The sequence below is a fragment of the Gammaproteobacteria bacterium genome (genome assembly GCA_009838035.1).
GTDB lineage: Bacteria > Pseudomonadota > Gammaproteobacteria > Steroidobacterales > Foliamicaceae > Foliamicus.
This window is the reverse complement of the sequence record VXSK01000015.1, coordinates 1-19250: the sequence shown is the minus strand read 5'-3', so window position 1 is coordinate 19250 and position 19250 is coordinate 1. Positions and strand designations below refer to the sequence as shown.

Genomic DNA, 19250 nt, shown 5'->3' with positions numbered 1-19250 from the left:
CCGATGCTCCAGGTAATCCGTGACCGGCTCAGCGGCTGGGTTGCCGGCATCATCTTCGGTGTAATCGGGCTTGCGCTGGTGCTGACTTTCGGCACCATGCGGGGCAATGTGGGCATGTCCAGCACCGCCGTGGCCAGCGTGGACGGCGTGGAAATCGGGCAGACCGAGTTCCTGCGCACGCTGGATGAAGAACAGATCAGGCTGCGAGAACAGTTCGGCGAAGCTCTTCCCGAGGAGTTCGAGCAGCAGCTTCGCGCCCTCGTGCTCGACGATCTGATCGACATGCGCATGATGCAGGCGCATGCCGAAGAGCGCGGCTTTACGATCAGCGACGCGCGGCTGGCGAGCGTGATTCAGAGTGTTCCCGCATTTCTCGACCGCGGGGAGTTTTCGAGGGATATGTACCGCAGCGCCCTGGCCAATATCGGCGAGTCGCCGACCTGGTTCGAGTATCAGCAGCGCGGGCTGATGACGCAGCAGCAGTTTTACCGGGGCATTGCCGAAAGCGCCTTCTTCACCCCGGTGGACTTTCGCTTTTACATCGAACTGGTGCAGGAAAGCCGGGCGGTGCGCGGCCTGTTCGTTTCTCCGGAGGCTTTCCGCGCCGGTGCGGCCGTGACCGACGAACAGGTCAGCGAGTATTACGAGCAGAACGCATCCGGCTTCTGGACGCGCGAGTCCCTGGATCTGGAGTACATTGAAATCGATGCCGCGAGTCTGCCGGGACAGCAAGAGATCACCGAGCAGGACGCCTTTGAATGGTACGAGCAGAATCGTGACCAGTTCGTAAGCCCCCTGCAGCGCCAGTCCAGCCACATCCTGCTGGCGGCCAGCCCGGAAGGGGACGATGAAGTGCTGGCCCGCGCCAACGAGCTTGTCGCCCGGCTTGAGGCCGGGGAAGACTTTGCCGCCCTGGCCGGGGAGTTTTCCGAGGATCCGGGTTCCGCCTCGCTGGGCGGGGACCTGGGATGGAACGAGCGCGGCGTGTTCGTTCCGGAGTTCGAGGAAGCGCTGTTCGGCCTGGAGGAAGTCGGCCAATACACGGCGCCGGTGCAGACGCAGTTCGGCTATCACATCATTCGCCTGGACGGTTTGCGCGGTGGGGACATAGCGCCGTTCGAGGACGCCAGGGAGGAGGTGCTGGCGGATCTTCAGGTACGCCGGAGCCGGACGCGCTTTTACGATCTGGCCGACCGGCTTGCCGACATGGCGCTGGAAAGCGATGAGGGACTGGCCTGGATAGCCGAGGAACTCGAACTGCCGCTGAAGACCATCGAGAACTTTACCCGCGAGGGCGCGGGAGAGTTTGTCGGCAACCGGCGAGTGATCGACACCGCCTACGGGGAGACCGTGCTGGATCGTGGCGAGAACTCGCGGATACTTCAGCTGGACCCCGAGCGGGCGATCGTATTGCGCGCCGCCCGCCATCAGCCATCGGAGCAGCAACCGCTGGAGGAAGTGGCGGATCGCATTCGGGAGATACTCGTCAGCGACGCGGCCGCGGAGGCCGCCGCGGCCCGGGGAGCGGAGTTGCTGGAGCGGCGCCAGGCCGGTGGCGACCTGCCGGAACTGGCCGGAGTAGATGGCGTGGAGTTATTCGACGAGCAGGAAATGCGCAGGGATGCCGCCGGCTTCCCCTCGGAAATGCTGAATGCCATTTTCGCGGCCGCGCCCGGGCATTCCGCCGAGGGACTCAGGCTGCTCGACGGCCGTTACGCACTGTTTGAGGTCTCCGAGGTATTTCCCGGGCGTCCCGAAACGATTCCCCGCGATCAGCGCGACGAAGTCAAGTCCGACCTGGAGGACCGCGAGGGGATGATGGAATTCGACGCCTATCGCGCCAGCGTGCGCGATAGGGCCAGCGTCTGGATCGCGCCCGAAACACTGGGAGACACGCCATGACCCAATGGAATCCACTTCGCTGGCCCTTGTACGCGCAGATATTCGCAGGCATCGCACTCGGAGTTGTGGCCGGCCTGATCAGCGGCGAAACCGCGGAACTGTTCCCCGGCGTCACGTTCGACTCCATCTACGACTACATCGGTACGCTGTTCCTCAACGCGCTGAAGATGCTGATCGTGCCACTGATCGCCACGTCGATCATTTCGGGCGTCGCCGGCCTGGGCGGGCCGGGATCGCTTGGCCGGCTGGGCGGCAAGACGGTCCTCTACTACCTGGCCACGTCCACGGTCGCGGTGCTGGTGGGACTGACCCTCGTCAACCTGGTGCAGCCCGGCGTCCTCAACGGGGTGGCCGTGGGCGCGCTGCTGGATTTCGAGGTCAATTCCGAGCAGGTGGCCTCGCGCGTGGCGGGCGCCGAGGGCGGCGTTGCGCAGGTGTTCCTGCGGATGTTTCCGCCGAACATCGTCATGGCCGCCGCCGAAGGCCAGATGCTGGGCGTCATCGTTTTCTGCATCCTGTTCGGCTACTTCATTTCCCAACTTGTGAAGGGGCGGCGCGAGCAGGTCACGGGTTTCGTGCAGGCCTGCTTCGAGGCGATGATGGGCGTGACCCGGTTCGTCATGCGGTTTGCCCCGATCGGCGTTTTCGGACTGGTCGCTGCGGTGGTCGCCAATGTGGGGCTGGGCGCCGCGCGGCCATTGGTGGTCTTTTCGATCACGGTGCTGGCGGCCCTGGCGGTTCATTTCCTCCTCGTGATGCCGCTGATACTGACGTTCGTGGCGCGCGTGAACCCGCTGCGCCACTACCGGGCCATGGCGCCGGCGCTGCTGACCGCGTTCTCCACCGCATCGTCTTCGGCCACGCTGCCGATCACGATGCGTTGCGTGGAGGACAACGCAAAGGTCTCCAGCCGCACCACCGGCTTCGTTCTGCCGCTGGGCGCCACCGTGAACATGGACGGCACGGCGCTGTATGAATGCGTTGCCGTGATGTTCATCGCCCAGGCCTACGGCCTGGAACTGGGCTTCGGCGTGCAGTTCACGATCGTCTTCGCGGCGCTTTTGACATCCATAGGCGTGGCCGGGGTCCCGGCGGCTTCATTCGTCGCGATCGCGGTGATCCTCGGGGCGGTGGGCCTGCCGGTCGAGGCGATCGGGGTGCTATTCGTGTTTGACCGCATACTCGACATGTCGCGGACCGCCGTGAACGTCTTCGGCGACAGTTGCGGCGCCGTAACCATTGCCAGGATGGAAGGAGAGACCGGGGTGCTGGGCCAGGACAAGCCATGGCGGATTCGCGGCAAGGCCTGAAACCGGAGGAGCCGCCGGGACGGCGGCTGGTGCGGGAACGCCGCACCGTCGCCCTGTTCAAGCCCGAGGCGCCGCCGCGAGAACTGCTGCTGTCGGCGGTGGACGCGGCGCGCTGGGCTCCGAACCACCATCTCACCGAGCCCTGGCGGTTTTTCCTTCTGGGCGCAGCCGCCGGGCGCGAAATCGTCGAAATCGCCGCGGAGCTAACGCTGGCCAAGCGCGGCGCCGGTGCGGCGAAAAAGAGGCGCCAGCTTATGGAGGCGGTACCGCACTGGATGGCGGTGACCTGCCGCCGTACGGAGGACGCTTTTCGCGAGCGCGAGGACTACGGCGCCTGCTGCTGCGCGATACAGAATTTCATGCTGTGCCTGTGGGAGGGCGGCGTCGCGTGCAAGTGGAGCACGGGGGCGGTCACGCGGGACGAGCGGTTCTACGAATTGCTGGGTGTGAGCCCGGACGACGAAATGGTCGTGGGCCTTTTCTCGATCGGCTATCCGCGGATCATTCCCGAGCAGAAGCGCCGGCCGGTCGGCGAGATCCTCACCGAACTCGCCTAGGGCTCCCTCCAATGGGGGCGTGCTTCCTTCGCCATGCGCATGCCTGCCCCGTCGCGGAGGCGCCATCCTTGGCTCGGAATCGCTATCCTGCTTTTACGCTCCGCGAAGGGGCAGGCATGCGCACGGCTTTAGCTAGCGCGCGGTGTGGCGCTAGTCGGGGAAGGAGAGGCCGACGGCGCCCATGCCGGCGTCGACCTGCAGCACGACGCCGGTAATGCCGGATGCCATCTCCGAGCACAGGAACACGGCGGCGTTGCCCACTTCGTCAAGCGTCACATTGCGCTGGAGCGGGGCGGAGGTTTCGTAGTGGTGCAGCATCTTGCGGAAGTTCGGAATGCCGGCAGCCGAAAGCGTCTTGACCGGTCCCGGTGACAGCGCATTGACGCGTATGCCTTTCTTGCCCAGGTCCATGGCCAGGGCGCGCGTTACCGCTTCCAGGCTGGCCTTGGCGGGCCCCATGACGTTGTAGTTCTGCACGGCACGGGTTGAGCCCGAATACGACAGGGTCAGGAGCGCCCCGCCGTCGGCCATCAGCGGTGCGGCGGCGCGCGCCAGCGCGGCGAAGCTGTAGGCGGATATATCGTGGGAAATCCGGAAGCCTTCCCGCGACACGCTTTCGGCAAAGTCGCCCTTGAGGTTGTCGCCGGGCGCGAAAGCGATCGAATGGACCAGGATGTCGAGACTCGGCCAGGAGTCCTGCAACTGCGCAAAGGCTTCCGCGATCGATTCGTCGCTGCTGACGTCCATGCCGAGGCAGAAAGGAGCGTCGATATCCGGCGCGAAGGCCTCGGCCCTCTCAAGCATTCTTCCCGGTAGTGCGCTCAGGGCGACTTCCGCGCCCTCGCGGCGGAAACTCCGGGCGATGCCCCAGGCTATCGAGCGCTTGCTCGCGATACCGGCGACCAGCGCCCGCTTTCCCTCCAGAATCGGCATGGCGCGATTCTACAGGCACCGCTCGCCCGAAAGGTACAATCCGTCCCCGTGCAGCAGGTGGAGATTTATACCGACGGCGCCTGCTCGGGCAACCCGGGACCCGGCGGTTGGGCGGCCCTGTTGCGTGCGGGGAATCATGAGCGCGAGATAAGCGGAGCGGAGCCGCACACCACCAACAACCGGATGGAATTGACCGCCGCCTTGCGCGCGCTCGAAGCCCTGAAGCGGCCCTGCCGGGTTGTTCTGCATACCGATTCCACTTACGTGCAGAAGGGCATGAAGGGCTGGCTGGACAAATGGAAGCGCAACGGTTGGAAGACCGCGAACAAGAAGCCGGTGCGCAACGAGGACCTGTGGCGCGATCTCGACAAAATTTGCGCCCGCCATTCGGTCGAGTGGCGATGGGTTCGCGGACACGCCGGCAATCCGGGCAACGAGCGCGCGGACATGCTCGCTCGCGAGGCGATGAACTCGCTCGTTGTTGCCGGCGCAGCGAAATCCTGATTCGTCGCTGGATACACGAACCGTGCGCCACGTTGCCGTTGACGTCGAAACCACCGGGCTGGACCCGAACTCGGGCGACCGCGTCATTTCCGTCGGCTGCGTGGAGCTGGTCGAGCGGCAGTTCACCGGCCGCGATTTCCATCGGCTTATCGACCCGCAGCGGACCATCCCGGCGGAGTCCTCCCGGGTGCACGGCATAAGAGACCACCAGGTGGCGGGTCAGCCGAAGTTTGCGGAACTTGCGGAAGAGTTTCTTGCATTCGTGCGCGGCGCCCACCTGCTCGGGCACAACATTGAGTTCGACCTGGGGTTTCTCGATGCGGAACTTCAGAAAGCCCGAAGAAAGGAACGGCTTGGAGAAATCTGCGACTCGACCTGCACGCTGAAGATGGCGCGGGCGCGCTATCCGTCGCGGCGCAACAATCTAGACGCGCTGAGCCTGCGTCTGGGCGTCGCATCAAGCGAGCGTGGCTACCACGACGCATTGGAGGACGCCCGCCTGACGGCCTTCGTGTGGCTTCGCATGACCATGGGGCAGGGCGAACTCAGCATGAGCGAAGAGGCGAGCGGGGGCGCGAAGCGGGCCATCGACCGCGAGGGCCTTGAGTTGGTCCGCTTTGAACCGGGCGCCGAAGACCTTGAGGCGCACGAGAAAATGTTGCGCAATATCGACGCCAAATCCGAACGGGGCGCCGCCTGGCTCAAGGAATTCAAGGAAACCTGATTTCCGTGAATTAGAATCCGGCTTTTTGCCGAACTGGAGAAAATCGTGGCGCAGTCAATTCGGTCAGCATTTGCACAAAACTTTTTGGGCGATTCGCCCCGCTGGTACAAGCAGACGATCATCGCGTTTCTGATCGTCAACCCGATCCTGTGGTTCCTACTGCCGGGCGGCGAATTCATTGCGGGCTGGGTGCTGGTGCTGCAGTTCATATTCACACTGGCGATGGCGCTGCGCTGCTATCCATTGCAGCCGGGCGGGCTGCTGGCGATACAGGCGGTCCTGATGGGCATGACCTCGCCGGAAACGCTGTACACCAAGACGCTGGACAACTTCCCGGTCATCCTGCTGATGATCTTCATGGTGGCGGGCATCTTCTTCTTGAAGGAAATGCTGCTCTACGTCTTCACCCGCATTCTCCTGGGCGTGCGCTCCCGGCTGCTGCTCTCGCTACTCTTCAGCGCCACCGCGGCAGTGCTGTCGGCGTATCTGGACGCGCTGACCGTTACGGCAGTGATCATTTCGGTAGCGATCGGTTTTTACCGCATCTACCACTCCGTTTCTTGCGGCCTCAAGGCGGGCGAGGTTGCCGAACGATTGACCGACGACTCGCAGGTTCCGGACGAGAAGATGGCGGAACTGCGCCAGTTCCGGGCCTTCCTGCGCGGCCTGATGATGCATGCCGCGGTGGGCACCGCGCTGGGCGGCGTCACGACACTGGTCGGCGAGCCGCAAAACCTTCTCCTGGCCAAGGAGGCGGGCCGCGCTTTCGGCGAGGCCGGATGGAATTTCGGCCAGTTCTTCGTGAACATGTCGCCGGTGACCATGCCCGTGCTGTTCGTGGGCCTTCTGACCTGTGCGTTGTTGGAATTGAGCGGCCGGTTCGGTTACGGCGTCAAGCTCAGCCCCGCGGTGCGCGAGGTCCTCGAGCGTTACGACCGCGAGGCGTCCGAGCGCCGCACTCCAAGGCAGAATGCCGCATTGGTGGCTCAGGGCGGCGCGGCCGTCATTCTGATCGTCGCCCTGAGTCTGCATCAGCTTCACCACACCGAAGTGGGCCTGATCGGCCTGATGATCATCGTGCTCGCCACGGCTTTTTCCGGAGTCACGGAAGAGCATCGACTCGGCAAGGCCTTTCAGGAGGCGCTGCCGTTTACCGCACTGCTGGTAGTCTTTTTCGGCATCGTCGCGGTCATTTACGACCAGAAACTCTTCAAGCCGGTAACCGACCTGATCTTTACCCGCGACGGGACCGAGCAGCTCGCGATCATGTACCTGGCCAACGGAGTCCTGTCGTTGATCAGCGACAACGTGTTCGTGGCCACGGTGTATATCGCCGAAGTCAAGCAGGCGTTGTTCGACGGGCTGATCGACCGCGCTCAGTTCGAGCTGCTGGTCGTGGCCATCAATACCGGCACCAATATTCCCAGTGTGGGCACGCCGAACGGACAGGCGGCCTTCCTGTTCCTGCTGACTACCGCGTTGGCGCCGGCAATCCGCCTGAGTTACCTGCGCATGGTGCTGATGGCGCTGCCGTATACGATCACGATGACCGTTACGGGTTTGCTCGCCATCATCTACCTCCTGTAAACGGGGTAGCCGCACATACCCCGGGAACCGGCTTCCTCGCCCCAATGGGACGTGCTGGTACAGCACGCGGGGAAAGCGCGTGAATGGCGGCTGGGTGAACTGCTGGATGAGCCGGACCGGTTCGCGGACTTTTCCCTGCGCAGCGACGGCCCTGCCGGGGCCGGACTGCTGCTTGATTACAGCCGCCAAAGGCTGAACGGCGAGACGCCCGGACTTCTCACGGCGCTGGCTCGGGCGTGTGGGCTTGAGGCCGCACGGGCGGCGCTGTTCGCGGGCGAGGTCGTCAACCCAAGCGAGAATCGCGCCGCACTGCATCCGGAGGCGCGTTCCGCGAAGCCGGGAAATGCGCTGCTGGCCGAGCAGCGGGAGCGAGTGGTCGCGTTCGCCCGGCGATTCCGAGCCGGCGAGGTGCCGGGCGCCGGGGGCAGGCCGCTGACGCGGGTGGTCAATATCGGAATCGGGGGCTCGGACCTGGGCGTGCGGCTGCTGTGCTCGGCACTGGGTAACGAAAAGTCCAGACCGGTGGATTTCGTGGCGGAGATGGACGGCGTCGAGCTCGAGCGGGCGCTGTCGCGGAGCGACCCCGCGGAGACGCTGTTCGTGGTGTGCTCGAAGAGCTTCTCGACCGCGGAAACACTCGCCAATGCGTACTCGGCGCGCCACTGGCTGACAGCCGCGCTCGGCAAAGACGCCCCGGCGCGCCATTTCTCCGCCGTTTCCGCCAACGCCGAGGCCATGGCAGCCTGGGGGATCGCGCCGGAAATGGCGTTTCTGATGCCGGACACGGTAGGCGGGCGCTATTCAGTCTGGTCGGCCGCCGGCTTGAGCCCCTGGCTCTCGCTCGGGTCCGCCTGCATGAACGAGTTTCTTGACGGCGGCCGCTGGATGGACCGGCATTTTCTTGAAACTCCCCTCGAACGCAATATGCCTGTGCTGATGGGCCTTCTTGCGTTCTGGAACCAGTCCTTGCTGGAGAGCTCGACCCAACTCCTGCTCCCGTACGACGCGCGCCTGAAATGGTTGCCGGCCTATCTGCAGCAACTGGAAATGGAGAGTCTCGGCAAGAGCACCGACGCGCACGGCAGCCCGATCAAGGGCAAGGGTGTGGCGGCCTTGCTGGGGGTAACCGGTTCGAGCGCGCAACACTCGATCATGCAATGGGCGCAGCAGGGCGCTCGCGCGTCAAGCGCAGACTTTATCGCCGTGCGGGACGGCGGCGGGGCCTATCCGCGCATGTACTCGGAAGCGCTGCGCCAGTTGCTGGCGCAAGCCGAGGCCCTGGCGCGCGGTCTGCCGCAGAACGAGATCGCTTCCGATCCCCTGGCGGCGCACAAGGCTTTGCCTGGCGGCCGCTCCTCGAACATAGTGTTGCTCGAAAGGCTCGATCCCCGGCATCTGGGCGCATTGATCGCGCTGTACGAACACAAGGTCTTCGTCCAGGCGACGCTGCTGGGCGTCAACCCGTTCGATCAGTGGGGCGTGGAACACGCCAAGCGCCTCGCCGCCGATCCACGCACGAAGCCGCCGTTGGCCGAATTGCTCGACGACTGAGACCGGACGGTTGCAATCGAGACGTAATGCGCCCTGCCTAAAATAGCAGAATCATGAAGATCACAGTTCACGGTTGCGGTTACGTCGGCCTTGTGACCGGCGCCTGCTTCGCCGAGACCGGCGTGAGCGTGATTTGCCTGGACATCGACAGCACCGCCGTCGAGCGCCTCCGCAAAGGCGATCTGCACATCCACGAGCCTGGACTCGAGGACCTGGTGCGCAGAAATCTCGACTCCGGCCGGCTCATGTTCAGCGCCGATGTCCGCGAGGGCGTGGAACACGGCGAGGTGCAGTTCATAGCGGTGAGCACGCCGCCGGGCGGCAACGGCGAAGCGGATCTCAGACAGGTGTTTGCCGTTGCCGGGTCGATCGCCGCCCACATGCCCGGCTATCGCCTGGTGGCCTGCAAGTCGACCGTGCCGGTCGGGACTTGCGCGGAGGCGGACAAGCGCATCGCCGCCGCATTGGCCGAGCGCGCGGTAAACCACGAATATGACGTGGTGTCGAACCCGGAGTTCCTGAAGGGCGGGGCGGCCGTTTCTGACTTCATGCACCCTGAGCGCATCCTCGTGGGCACAAAAAGCCAAAGAGCAATCGAAATCTTGAGCGCCTTGTTCGCGCCGTTTCATCGCAAGCGTGACCGACTGCTGGTAATGGATCGCGAATCGGCCGAACTGACCAAGTACGCGGCAAACGCCATGCTGGCCACGCGAATCAGCTTCATCAACGAACTGGCCGGCCTTGCGGAGCTGGTAGGCGCGGACATCGAGCAGGTGCGCGCCGGGGTGGGGGCGGACAAGCGCATCGGCTACAACTACCTTTACGCCGGTAGCGGCTACGGCGGTTCCTGCCTGCCCAAGGACACCGCGGCGCTGGCCCGCACCGCGCGTGAGAATGGCTACCGCGCGGAGATCGTCGAAGCGGTAACGCGCGTCAACGAGCGCCAGAAATCCCTGCTGGGACAAAAGATCCAGGCTCATTTCGGCGACACTCTTGCCGGCCGCCTGATCGCGCTATGGGGCCTGTCCTTCAAGCCGGGCACCGACGATATGCGCGAGGCGCCCAGTCTGGCGCTGATCGAATTCCTGCTATCTCAGGGTGCGCGCGTGCGCGCATATGACCCGGTAGCGGTCGAGCGCTGCAATTCGCTGCTGGGCGAGCGCGAGGGCCTGGAGTATGCACCCAGTGCCGGCGAAGCGGTTCGGGGAGCGGACGCGCTGGCGATCGTGACCGAATGGCCGCAGTTCCGTTCGCCGGACTTCGACAAGCTCCGGGAACGACTCCGGCAGCCGGTGATTTTTGACGGGCGCAACCTGTATTCACCGGACGTGATGAAGAACAAGGGCTTCCGGTACTTCGGCATCGGCCGCGGCGAACGGATTGCCCGGGATAACGGCTCCGGCGTGCATCCGGTGGGCGAAGAAGTGTTTCGTCCCTGGGGCAGTTTCGAGGGGCTGGGGCAGGGCGAGGGCTATCAGGTCAAACGGCTGCGTGTCCTGCCCGGCGAGACGCTGTCGCTGCAGCGCCATCGCCGCCGGGAAGAGCACTGGGTGGTCGTCAGCGGCGCGCCGGTGGCCGAACGTGACGGCGAGAGCCACTCCCTGAGGATCGGCGATCACATCCTGATCCCGCTGGGCGCCGTGCACCGTATCCACAATCCCGGAGACGAGCCCGCGGAGCTGGTGGAAGTGCAATTGGGCGACTACCTGGGCGAGGACGACATCGAGCGCTTCGAAGACGCCTACGGCCGCGCCTGATGACGCTCAAGCCGCCGTTCAAGGCGTACGACGTGCGCGGACGGGTGCCGGGCGAATTCAATGCCGACCTCGCCTGCCGGATCGGCGCCGCGCTGGTGCGATTCACGGGCGCCGGGGAAGTAGTGCTCGGGCGCGACGCCCGCCTCTCCAGTCTTGATATCGCCGACGCAGTGGCCGAAGGCGTGACCCGCGCGGGCGCCGACGTGGCCGACCTGGGCCTGTGCGGCACCGAGCAGGTGTATTTCGCGACCGGACGATTCGGCTGCGGCGCAGGCGTCATGGTGACCGCCAGTCACAACCCCGCCGACTACAACGGGCTTAAGCTCGTGCGCGAAGATGCGCGTCCCATCAGCGCCGACACCGGTCTGGCCGAGATTGCCCGCCTTGCGGAGTCGCCGCCGCCGCGTGGCGCTCGAGGCCGGAGGCGTCGCGCGAAAGTGCTTGGCGCCTGGCGCCGACGCGTCCTTGGGTTCGTGGAAGATCTGCCGATGAACCCGCTGAAGGTCGTCGTCAACTCCGGAAACGGCGCCGCCGGACCCAGCGTAAACAAGCTTTCGAAGCACATACCGCTGGAGATCGTTCATTTGCTTGCTGAACCGGATGGCAACTTCCCGAACGGCGTGCCCAATCCCCTGCTCGAAAGCACCCGCAATACCACGGCCGACGCGGTGCTCGCCAGCAAAGCCGACTTCGGCGTAGCTTTCGACGGCGATTTCGACCGCTGCGCCTTCTTCGACGAGCGCGGCGAATTCGTCGATCCCTACTACACGGTCGGTATGTTCGCTTCCGCGCTGTTGCCCGCCCGCCCGGCCGCCGACCGGCGGGTGGTCCACGATCCCACGCTGGTCTGGGATACCGAGGAACAGGTGCTCTCCGCCGGTGGCCGGCCGATCCGAAACAGGGCGGGGCACTCCTACATCAAGCAGCGGATGCGCGACGAGGACGCCGTCTACGGGGGCGAAAGCAGCGCGCACCACTATTTTCGCGAGTTCCTCTATTGCGACTCCGGCATGATCCCCTGGGTCCTGATGGCCGGCCTCCTCTCCGCGCAGGGCGGAGGCCTGGCCGAGCGCACCGCCGAGCGCCGCCGGCGCTATCCGACCAGCGGCGAAATCAATCTGCCGGTGGGTGAAGATCCCGTGCCGCTGATGCAGCGCCTTTCCGAAACCTACTCGGCGCAAGGCGCACTGGTCGATCACATCGACGGCCTATCGGTCGATTTCCCTGATTGGCGTTTCAACCTCAGGCCCTCGAACACCGAGCCGCTGCTACGTCTCAACCTCGAAACCCGCGCGGATCCCGAACTTCTCGCTACGAAGACCGCCGAACTCGAACTCGCAGCATCGCAGTCCGACTAAATGGAGCGGGAGGATGGTGGGCGATGCTGGGATTGAACCAGCGACCTCTGCCGTGTGAAGGCAGCGCTCTCCCCCTGAGCTAATCGCCCGTGGCCGGGTATTATTGACCGCCGCCTGCGCGGCCCGCAAGTAGCGCCAAAATTCCGACCTTACGCCGATGTCCGTTCGTACCCGTTTTGCGCCCAGCCCCACCGGTGTGCTGCACCTGGGCGGTCTTCGCACGGCGCTCTATAACTGGCTGTACTCGCGTCGCCATGGGGGCGAGTTCCTGCTCAGGATCGAGGACACCGACCGCCAGCGCTCATCCCCGGAGCACATCCGGGCGCTGGTAGAGGCCCTCCAGCGCTTCGGGCTGGATCCGGACGAAGAGCCGCTGCTGCAGTCGGCGCGCGTCGAGCGGCATCGGGAAGTGGCCAATCAATTGCTTGAGTCGGGTTCCGCCTACCACTGCTACTGCACGCCGGACGAGCTGGCCGCCATGCGCGAGGAGCAGCGTGCGCGGGGCGAGGTTCCTCGCTACGATGGGCGGTGGCGCGACAATACGGGGCCGCCTCCTGCCGGGGTCAAGCCCGTTATCCGCTTTCGCCGCCCCGATACGGAAGACGTCGTCGTCGAGGACTGGCTGCACGGGGACGTGCGCTATCTCAACTCGCAGCTCGACGACCTGGTGCTGTTGCGTGCCGATGGATCACCCACCTACCACCTGAGCTGCGTGGTCGATGACGAAGACATGGGCGTGCGGCAGGTCATTCGCGGTGACGACCATCTCAATAACACCCCCCGGCAGCTACAGTTGATTCAGGCCCTGGGCTGGACGCCGCCGGAGTATTGCCATCTGCCGCTGCTGCTGGCGCCGGACGGCAGGAAGCTCTCCAAGCGCGACGAAGCGACCGACGCGCTGCACTACCTGCGCGCCGGCTACCTGCCGGATGCGGTGCTCAACTACCTGGCCCGCCTCGGCTGGTCGCACGGCGACCAGGAAGTCTTCACGATCGAAGAACTGATTTCCCGTTTCGGAAGGGAAGGGCTGGGGGCATCGGCCTCGCGACTGGACCCGGACAAGCTGAACTGGATCAATCAGCAACACATGAAGACGGCGGCTGTTGAAGTTCTATGCGAAGGCCTTGAGACGCAGCTCGAAGACATCGGCCTGAATCCCGCGGACGGCCCGCCGTTGGAAGAAGTGGCGGAAGCATGGCGCGAACGCGCCGAAACGCTGGCCGGGGTGGCGGAAGCGGCCCGATGGGCGTTCAGCCATGAGATCGAATTGGACGAAAAGGCGGCCAGGAAGGTCCTGCGACCGGTGGTGCGCGAGCCGCTGGGAGCGGTACGGGCGGCGCTGGCCGGGGTGGCGGCATGGACCGCCGCGGACATCCATGCCTGCATTGCCGAAACGGCCGAAACGCTGGGAATCGGCTTCGGGAAACTGGGCCAGCCCTTGCGGGTGGCGGTTACCGGCGGCGGCGTTTCGCCGCCGATCGACATCACGCTCTATCTCGCGGGCCGTGTCAGGACACTGGAGAGACTCGACGCGGCGCTGGGCTATATCGACGCCCGGATCGCTACCGCCGGGTCGGCCCCGCAGGGCTGAGGGCCCGGCGGACTCATCATGCTCGACTGCCTGGAGAGGGTTACGGGCCCCGACCCGTTGTATTCCATAATCTGGTTGCACGGCTTGGGTGCGGACGCCGGCGATTTCTGGCCGATCGTGCCGGAGCTCGGTCTTCCGGCTTCGCCCGCATGGCGGTTCGTGTTCCCGAATGCGCCGGTTCGGCCCGTCACCATCAACGGCGGCATGCCCATGCGGGCCTGGTTCGACTTCCTCTCGCGCGACAGCATCAGCCCCATGGATACCGACGGCATAGACGCGAGTTGTCGCGCGCTGGAAGAACTGGTCGAGAGGGAAGAGCAGCGCGGTATCGCCCGCAACAGGATCATGCTGGCCGGTTTTTCCCAGGGCGGGGCGATTGCGTTGCGCACCGCCCTGCTGTCGGACAGGCCTTTTGCCGGCGTCGTGGCCCTTTCGACATTCCTGCCGCCGCTGGAACCGCTGGAGCCGAGCGCCTCGGCCAACGGCCTGCCGTGCTTCGCGGCGCACGGCCGCTACGACGAGGTGCTCCCCTTGCGCCTGGGGCTGGATTCGAGGACAAGACTGGAAGCCGCAGGCTGCCATATGGAGTGGCGCGAGTACGAAATGGGGCACCAGGTGTGCGGACCGGAACTCGCGGACATCTCGGCGTTTCTGCAGAGAGTTTCCGGCGCCATGGCAGGGACCGGCTGAAACAAAACTGACTTATTCGGGCGCGTACGCCCGGTATCATTGACGCCCGCGGGGTCGGCCGGGCCGGCCCGTCGCGGCATCAGCGTTTGGCGTTTTCACTTACCGAAATCTGCATGGTGGCCGGCTTCCTGCTGGCGGCCTATGCGGTCGTCGCCAACGACTCCATCCAGACGCTGGGCACCTTCCTGTCATCGAACGCCCACCGCCCCTGGTGGGCGCTGTGGATATTCGCTTCCGGAATTCTGTGCGCGGTCCTCGCGTACGGCTGGTTCGTGCACGACGGCGACGTGTCCTACGGCCGGCTGACGAACTTCCCGGTACCCGAAGGCGGCATCAGCTGGATCCACATGATCCCGCCCCTGGCGCTGCTGTTTCTTACGCGCGTGGGCGTGCCGGTAAGCACGACCTTCCTGGTCCTGACCGTGTTCACGATCAGCAACCTGCAGGCCATGCTGACGAAGTCGCTGCTCGGCTACCTGGTGGCCTTCGTCGTCGCGATCGTCGTGTTCCGGCTGGTGTTCAAGCGCGCGACGGAGTATTTCCACCGCACCCGCGGCGAGGCAATTCCGCGCTACTGGGTGGTGCTGCAATGGTCGTCCACGGCCTTTCTGTGGAGCCAGTGGCTGATCCAGGACCTGGCCAACATCTTCGTCTACCTGCCCAGGCAACTCTCGTTCTCATGGCTGGCGTTCGGCGTGCTGGTGCTGATCGCCATGCAGGGCTACATCTTCTACACCTTCGGCGGCGTGATTCAGAAGATCGTTCTCTCCAAGACCGACACGACCGACATACGCGCGGCCACGATCATCGATTTCATCTACGGCCTGGTACTGCTGGTCTTCAAGGAGGTCAGCAACATACCCATGAGCACGACCTGGGTGTTCCTGGGACTGTTGGCCGGCCGGGAGTTCGCGCTTTCCATGTATCTCGCCGACACCGGCTTCAAACGCACGCTCAAGAACGTCTCGATGGATGCGCTCAAGGCGCTGTCCGGCCTGATCGTGAGCGTCATTCTCGCGCTCGGACTGCCGTACCTGAACCGGTTGCTGTTCGGGAGTTGACCGGCCTCCGCGGCCGCGTTCGCGCGGTCCTTGCAGCGGACCGCGTTCTGTTAGAGTTGCGCCCTCTGTAAAGGGGAGGACAGTCTCGTTTCCATTCTCGACTGGTTCGTTGTCGGGGTCTACTTCACTCTGATTCTGTGGGTCGCCTGGACGGTTGGCCGCAAACGTCAGGCCGGCCGGGCGGAGTTCTTTCTTGCCGGGCGCAACGTCGGCTGGTTCGTGGTCGGGGCCTCGATTTTCGCTTCCAATATCGGGTCGGAGCACCTCGTGGGACTGGCGGGCTCCGCCGCCGTGGAGGGGGTGCCGGTCGCGCAGTTCGAAATTCTTGCGGCCTTCGCCTTGCTGCTGCTGGGCTGGTTGTTCGCGCCCTTTTACCTCCGCTCCGGCGTGTTCACGATGCCGGAATTCCTGGAGAAGCGCTACTCACGGGGCCCGCGGACGTACCTGGCCGTCATTTCGGTGGTGGGCTACGTGTTGACCAAGATCGCCGTCACGGTCGCGGCCGGCGGGATCGTGTTCGAAACCCTCATGGGTATTCCGTTCTGGTGGGGAGCGCTCGCCATCGTTGCGCTGACCGGAATCTATACCGCATGGGGCGGCTTGCGGGCGGTGCTGTACACGGACATGGTGCAGATGTTCGTCCTCCTGGGCGGGGCGATTGCGGTAACGGTGATCGGCCTGAACGCGGTGGGCGGCTGGGACGGCATGCAGGCGGCGGTACGGCCGCAGGCCTTCAGCCTGTGGCGCAGCGTCAACCATCCGGAGTTCCCGTGGACCGGCATCCTGTTCGGGGCGCCCATCCTGGCGGTCTGGTACTGGTGCACGGACCAGTTCATCGTGCAGCGCGTGCTGGCGGCCAACGGCATCGAAAACGCGCGCCGGGGGACCATCTTCGCCGCATGGCTGAAGCAACTTCCGCTGTTCCTTTTCGTCTTGCCCGGCGTCCTCGCGCTGGCGCTCAGCAATACCGGAGCGCTGCAACTCGACGACCCCGACCAGGCGCTGCCCGCCATGATCGGCGCCCTGCTTCCGGCCGGGCTGAAGGGCCTGGTTGCGGCCGGCCTGCTGGCGGCCCTGATGAGCTCTCTTTCGTCGGTTTTCAATTCGGCCTCGACCATCTTCACGGTGGACCTGTATCGGAGGGTCGTTGCCGATGCGAGCGAGGCGCGCCTGGTGGCGATGGGGCGCGCGGCAACGGTTGTGATGGTGGTCCTGGCTTTGCTGTGGATCCCGTTCATGGACTTTGTTTCCGGCGGACTGTTCACCTACCTGCAAAGCGTGCAGGCCTATATCGCCCCGCCCATTGCGGCGGTGTTCCTGGTGGGCGTGCTCTGGCCCGGAGCCAATGCTTCCGGCGCGAAATGGTCGTTGGCCGTGGGCGCCTTGCTGGGTCTGGCGCGGCTGTTCATCGAGGTTATGACCGGAATGAACCCGGCGGCCTTCGAGGGAAGCCTGTGGCTGGCGCTTGCGGAGATCAACTTCCTGCACATAGCCATTGCCCTGTTCGCGATCTCGACCGTAGTGCTGGTCGGCGTAAGTCTCGCCACGGGCGGCGGGTCATCCGAACTGACGGTGCGGCGCGAGGACATGCGGGGTCGGCGGGGCTGGCGCGGTGATTTCGCCTTGAGCGCGGGCGTTGTGCTCCTGGTGGTGCTGATCTGGGCCGTTTTTTCGCAGTGGGTCCTCGCGGGCTGATATGAAGATGCGACTACTGCGGTCGTTCGTCTGTTCGCTCCTTCTGGTGACGGCCGGCGCGGCGGCCGATTCGTCGCAGTGGCCGGCACAGGCCAGCCCGTTCCCCGCCGATGCCGCCGAAGAAGCCCGGCTGGACCAGATCCTGTCCGGCATGTCGCTGAGCGACAAGGTGGGGCAGGTCATCATGGGGGAAATCCAGTACGTGTCCCCCCGGGACGTCAGACACTATCGGCTTGGCGCGGTGTTGAACGGCGGCGGGTCGTTCCCGGGCAAGGATCGGCACGCGTCGGCCGCCGACTGGCTAGCGCTGGCCGACGCCTATCACGAGGCTTCCATCGACCGCAATGACGGGCGGCCCGCAATCCCGGTCATGTGGGGCACCGACGCCGTACACGGCGCCAACAACGTGTTCGGCGCGACGCTCTTCCCGCACAACATTGGCCTTGGGGCCACTGCCAACCCTGAAATGCTGGTGCTCATCGGCGCCGCAACCGCGCGCGAGGTGGCGGCCACCGGGATCTACTGGAATTTCGCACCCACGCTGGCCGTTCCCCGCAACGACCGCTGGGGGCGGACCTACGAGGGATATTCCGAGCATCCCGACCTGGTGGCCGAACTGGGCGCCGCGCTGATCGAGGGTATGCAGGGCGCCGCTGGCCGGGACTTCATGGCGCCCGGCAAGGTGCTGGCCACCGCAAAGCACTTTCTGGGCGACGGGGGTACCACCGACGGCGTGGACCAGGGCAATACAGAGGTCAAGGAAGATGAACTCGCGCGGATTCACGCCTCCGGTTACCGGACGGCGCTCGGGAACGGGGCGCAAACGGTGATGGTTTCCTTCAGTTCGTGGAACGGTCTGAAGATGCACGCCAATCCCTACCTGCTGCAGGAGGTGCTGAAGGGCCGCATGGGTTTCGACGGCTTCCTGGTCGGGGACTGGGACGGCCACTCGCAGGTCCCGGGCTGCAAGGCAAGCAGTTGCCCGGAGGCCTTCAATGCCGGGGTGGACATGTTCATGGCCCCGCAGCACTGGAAGGGCCTGCACCGCAACCTGCTTCGCCAGGTCCGCATGGGAGAGATCACAGGCGCGCGGCTGGACGATGCCGTGCGCAGGATTCTGCGCGTAAAGTTGCGCGCCGGGCTGCTGGAAGCGCCGCGCCCGTCGGCGCGCCCGGTCGCACCGGAACACGAGAGCGGCACGGTAAGCCGTTCCGAGTGGATCGGTCATCCCGAACACCGTGCGCTGGCGCGTAGGGCAGTGAGGGAATCGCTGGTTCTGTTGAAGAATGAAGGCAGCGTATTGCCCATTGACCCGCAATCGACGGTGCTCGTGGCGGGATTCGCGGCAGCCGATATACCCAGCCAACTGGGCGGCTGGTCGATGACCTGGCAGGGCGACGATATCGAAAACGCGGATTTTCCCGGTGCCTCCAGCATCCTGGATGGGATCCGGTCGGCGGTCGAAGGCGCGGAGGGAACGGTGGAATACCGGCAATTCTCCGAAGTGCGGGCAGGGCCGGAGGGTTCCCAGCCGGATATCGCGCTGCTCGTCTATGGGGAGCCGCCGTACGCGGAATACGAGGGCGACGTGAAGACACTGGAGTTCAGTCCCCGCGACAAGTCCCACCTGGAAACGGCCCGGCGTTTGCAGGCGGCCGGAATCCGGGTTGTGAGCGTCCTGCTGACCGGCCGCCCTCTGGCCGTCCCGGATGAAATTGAAGCGTCCGACGCATTTGTCGTGGCCTGGCTCCCGGGCAGCGAGGGCGCCGGGGTCGCGGATGTGCTGATCGCGGGCGCCGACGGCGCTGCCCGCTACGATTTTTCAGGCCGGCTGCCTTTCTCCTGGCCGCAAATCCCCGATCAGGCAGTCAATAATCCAGGCGACGAGCCCTACCGGCCCGCTTACCCGCTCGGCTTCGGCCTGCGCTACGAGCAATTCGACGGAAGCTGAAGCCTTCTGCCTGCCCATCCCTTCCGGGAGCGTTGGAGTATCCATGTTGTCAAGCATGGGTATTCAGGGGGGCTTGTGG

The 19250-nt window shown here is 65.0% G+C and carries 15 protein-coding genes and 1 tRNA gene; 14 read left to right on the top strand and 2 right to left on the bottom strand.

All coding sequences use genetic code 11. The features are described 5' to 3' along the window. Positions 1-3 precede the first annotated feature (3 nt). The 3 genes from F4Y72_07515 to F4Y72_07505 are packed head-to-tail and all read left to right on the top strand — an operon-like array spanning position 4 to position 3769. Positions 4-1902, top strand: a complete 1899-nt coding sequence (locus tag F4Y72_07515; GenBank protein MXZ28141.1) for a hypothetical protein — start codon at positions 4-6, stop codon at positions 1900-1902. Then, positions 1899-3212: a dicarboxylate/amino acid:cation symporter gene (locus tag F4Y72_07510; protein MXZ28140.1), complete on the top strand. Its 1314-nt coding sequence runs from the start codon at positions 1899-1901 to the stop codon at positions 3210-3212. Before F4Y72_07515 ends, F4Y72_07510 begins: the two co-directional genes overlap by 4 nt. Next, positions 3188-3769, top strand: coding sequence for a nitroreductase (locus tag F4Y72_07505; protein MXZ28139.1), 582 nt, complete (start codon positions 3188-3190; stop codon positions 3767-3769). Before F4Y72_07510 ends, F4Y72_07505 begins: the two co-directional genes overlap by 25 nt. A gap of 150 nt (positions 3770-3919) precedes the next feature. On the opposite strand, the gene F4Y72_07500 is transcribed toward F4Y72_07505, so the two are convergent. After that, on the bottom strand, positions 3920-4702 hold the full coding sequence (locus F4Y72_07500; GenBank protein ID MXZ28138.1) for an enoyl-ACP reductase: 783 nt from the start codon (positions 4700-4702) through the stop codon (positions 3920-3922). 48 nt (positions 4703-4750) lie between these two features. Between F4Y72_07500 and rnhA the strand changes: the two genes are divergently transcribed. The 6 genes from rnhA to F4Y72_07470 are packed head-to-tail and all read left to right on the top strand — an operon-like array spanning position 4751 to position 12183. Next, the gene (gene rnhA / locus F4Y72_07495; protein ID MXZ28137.1) at positions 4751-5206 is read left to right on the top strand and encodes a ribonuclease HI; all 456 of its coding nucleotides are present in this window, start codon (positions 4751-4753) and stop codon (positions 5204-5206) included. Continuing rightward, positions 5181-5930 carry a DNA polymerase III subunit epsilon gene (gene dnaQ / locus F4Y72_07490; GenBank protein ID MXZ28136.1) on the top strand — a complete coding sequence of 250 codons (750 nt, stop codon included), beginning with the start codon at positions 5181-5183 and terminating at the stop codon, positions 5928-5930. Before rnhA ends, dnaQ begins: the two co-directional genes overlap by 26 nt. Before the next feature lie 45 nt (positions 5931-5975). Continuing rightward, complete coding sequence (nhaB, locus tag F4Y72_07485) at positions 5976-7517, top strand: sodium/proton antiporter NhaB (protein MXZ28135.1); 1542 nt, start codon at positions 5976-5978, stop codon at positions 7515-7517. A 15-nt stretch (positions 7518-7532) separates the two neighbouring features. Next, on the top strand, positions 7533-9068 hold the full coding sequence (locus F4Y72_07480) for a glucose-6-phosphate isomerase (GenBank protein ID MXZ28134.1): 1536 nt from the start codon (positions 7533-7535) through the stop codon (positions 9066-9068). A 53-nt stretch (positions 9069-9121) separates the two neighbouring features. Beyond that, on the top strand, positions 9122-10825 hold the full coding sequence (locus tag F4Y72_07475; GenBank protein ID MXZ28133.1) for a nucleotide sugar dehydrogenase: 1704 nt from the start codon (positions 9122-9124) through the stop codon (positions 10823-10825). Then, the gene (locus F4Y72_07470) at positions 10825-12183 is read left to right on the top strand and encodes a phosphomannomutase (GenBank protein MXZ28132.1); all 1359 of its coding nucleotides are present in this window, start codon (positions 10825-10827) and stop codon (positions 12181-12183) included. The genes F4Y72_07475 and F4Y72_07470 overlap by 1 nt, the downstream gene beginning before the upstream one ends. 14 nt (positions 12184-12197) lie before the next feature. On the opposite strand, the gene F4Y72_07465 is transcribed toward F4Y72_07470, so the two are convergent. Continuing rightward, positions 12198-12272: transfer RNA gene (locus F4Y72_07465), tRNA-Val, on the bottom strand. Between the two features lie 68 nt (positions 12273-12340). Between F4Y72_07465 and F4Y72_07460 the strand changes: the two genes are divergently transcribed. The 5 genes from F4Y72_07460 (at position 12341) to F4Y72_07440 (ending at position 19171) form a co-directional block, all read left to right on the top strand. After that, entirely contained in the window at positions 12341-13774 is a 1434-nt protein-coding gene (locus tag F4Y72_07460) for a glutamate--tRNA ligase (protein ID MXZ28131.1), read from the top strand. Positions 13775-13792: 18 nt separating this feature from the next. After that, entirely contained in the window at positions 13793-14464 is a 672-nt protein-coding gene (locus F4Y72_07455) for an alpha/beta fold hydrolase (protein MXZ28130.1), read from the top strand. 113 nt (positions 14465-14577) lie between these two features. Then, positions 14578-15525 (top strand): hypothetical protein, encoded by a 948-nt coding sequence (locus F4Y72_07450; GenBank protein ID MXZ28129.1) that lies wholly within the window; start codon positions 14578-14580, stop codon positions 15523-15525. Positions 15526-15618: 93 nt separating this feature from the next. After that, entirely contained in the window at positions 15619-17220 is a 1602-nt protein-coding gene (locus F4Y72_07445; protein MXZ28128.1) for a sodium/solute symporter, read from the top strand. Between the two features lies 1 nt (position 17221). Beyond that, complete coding sequence (locus tag F4Y72_07440; GenBank protein MXZ28127.1) at positions 17222-19171, top strand: hypothetical protein; 1950 nt, start codon at positions 17222-17224, stop codon at positions 19169-19171. Positions 19172-19250 lie beyond the last annotated feature (79 nt).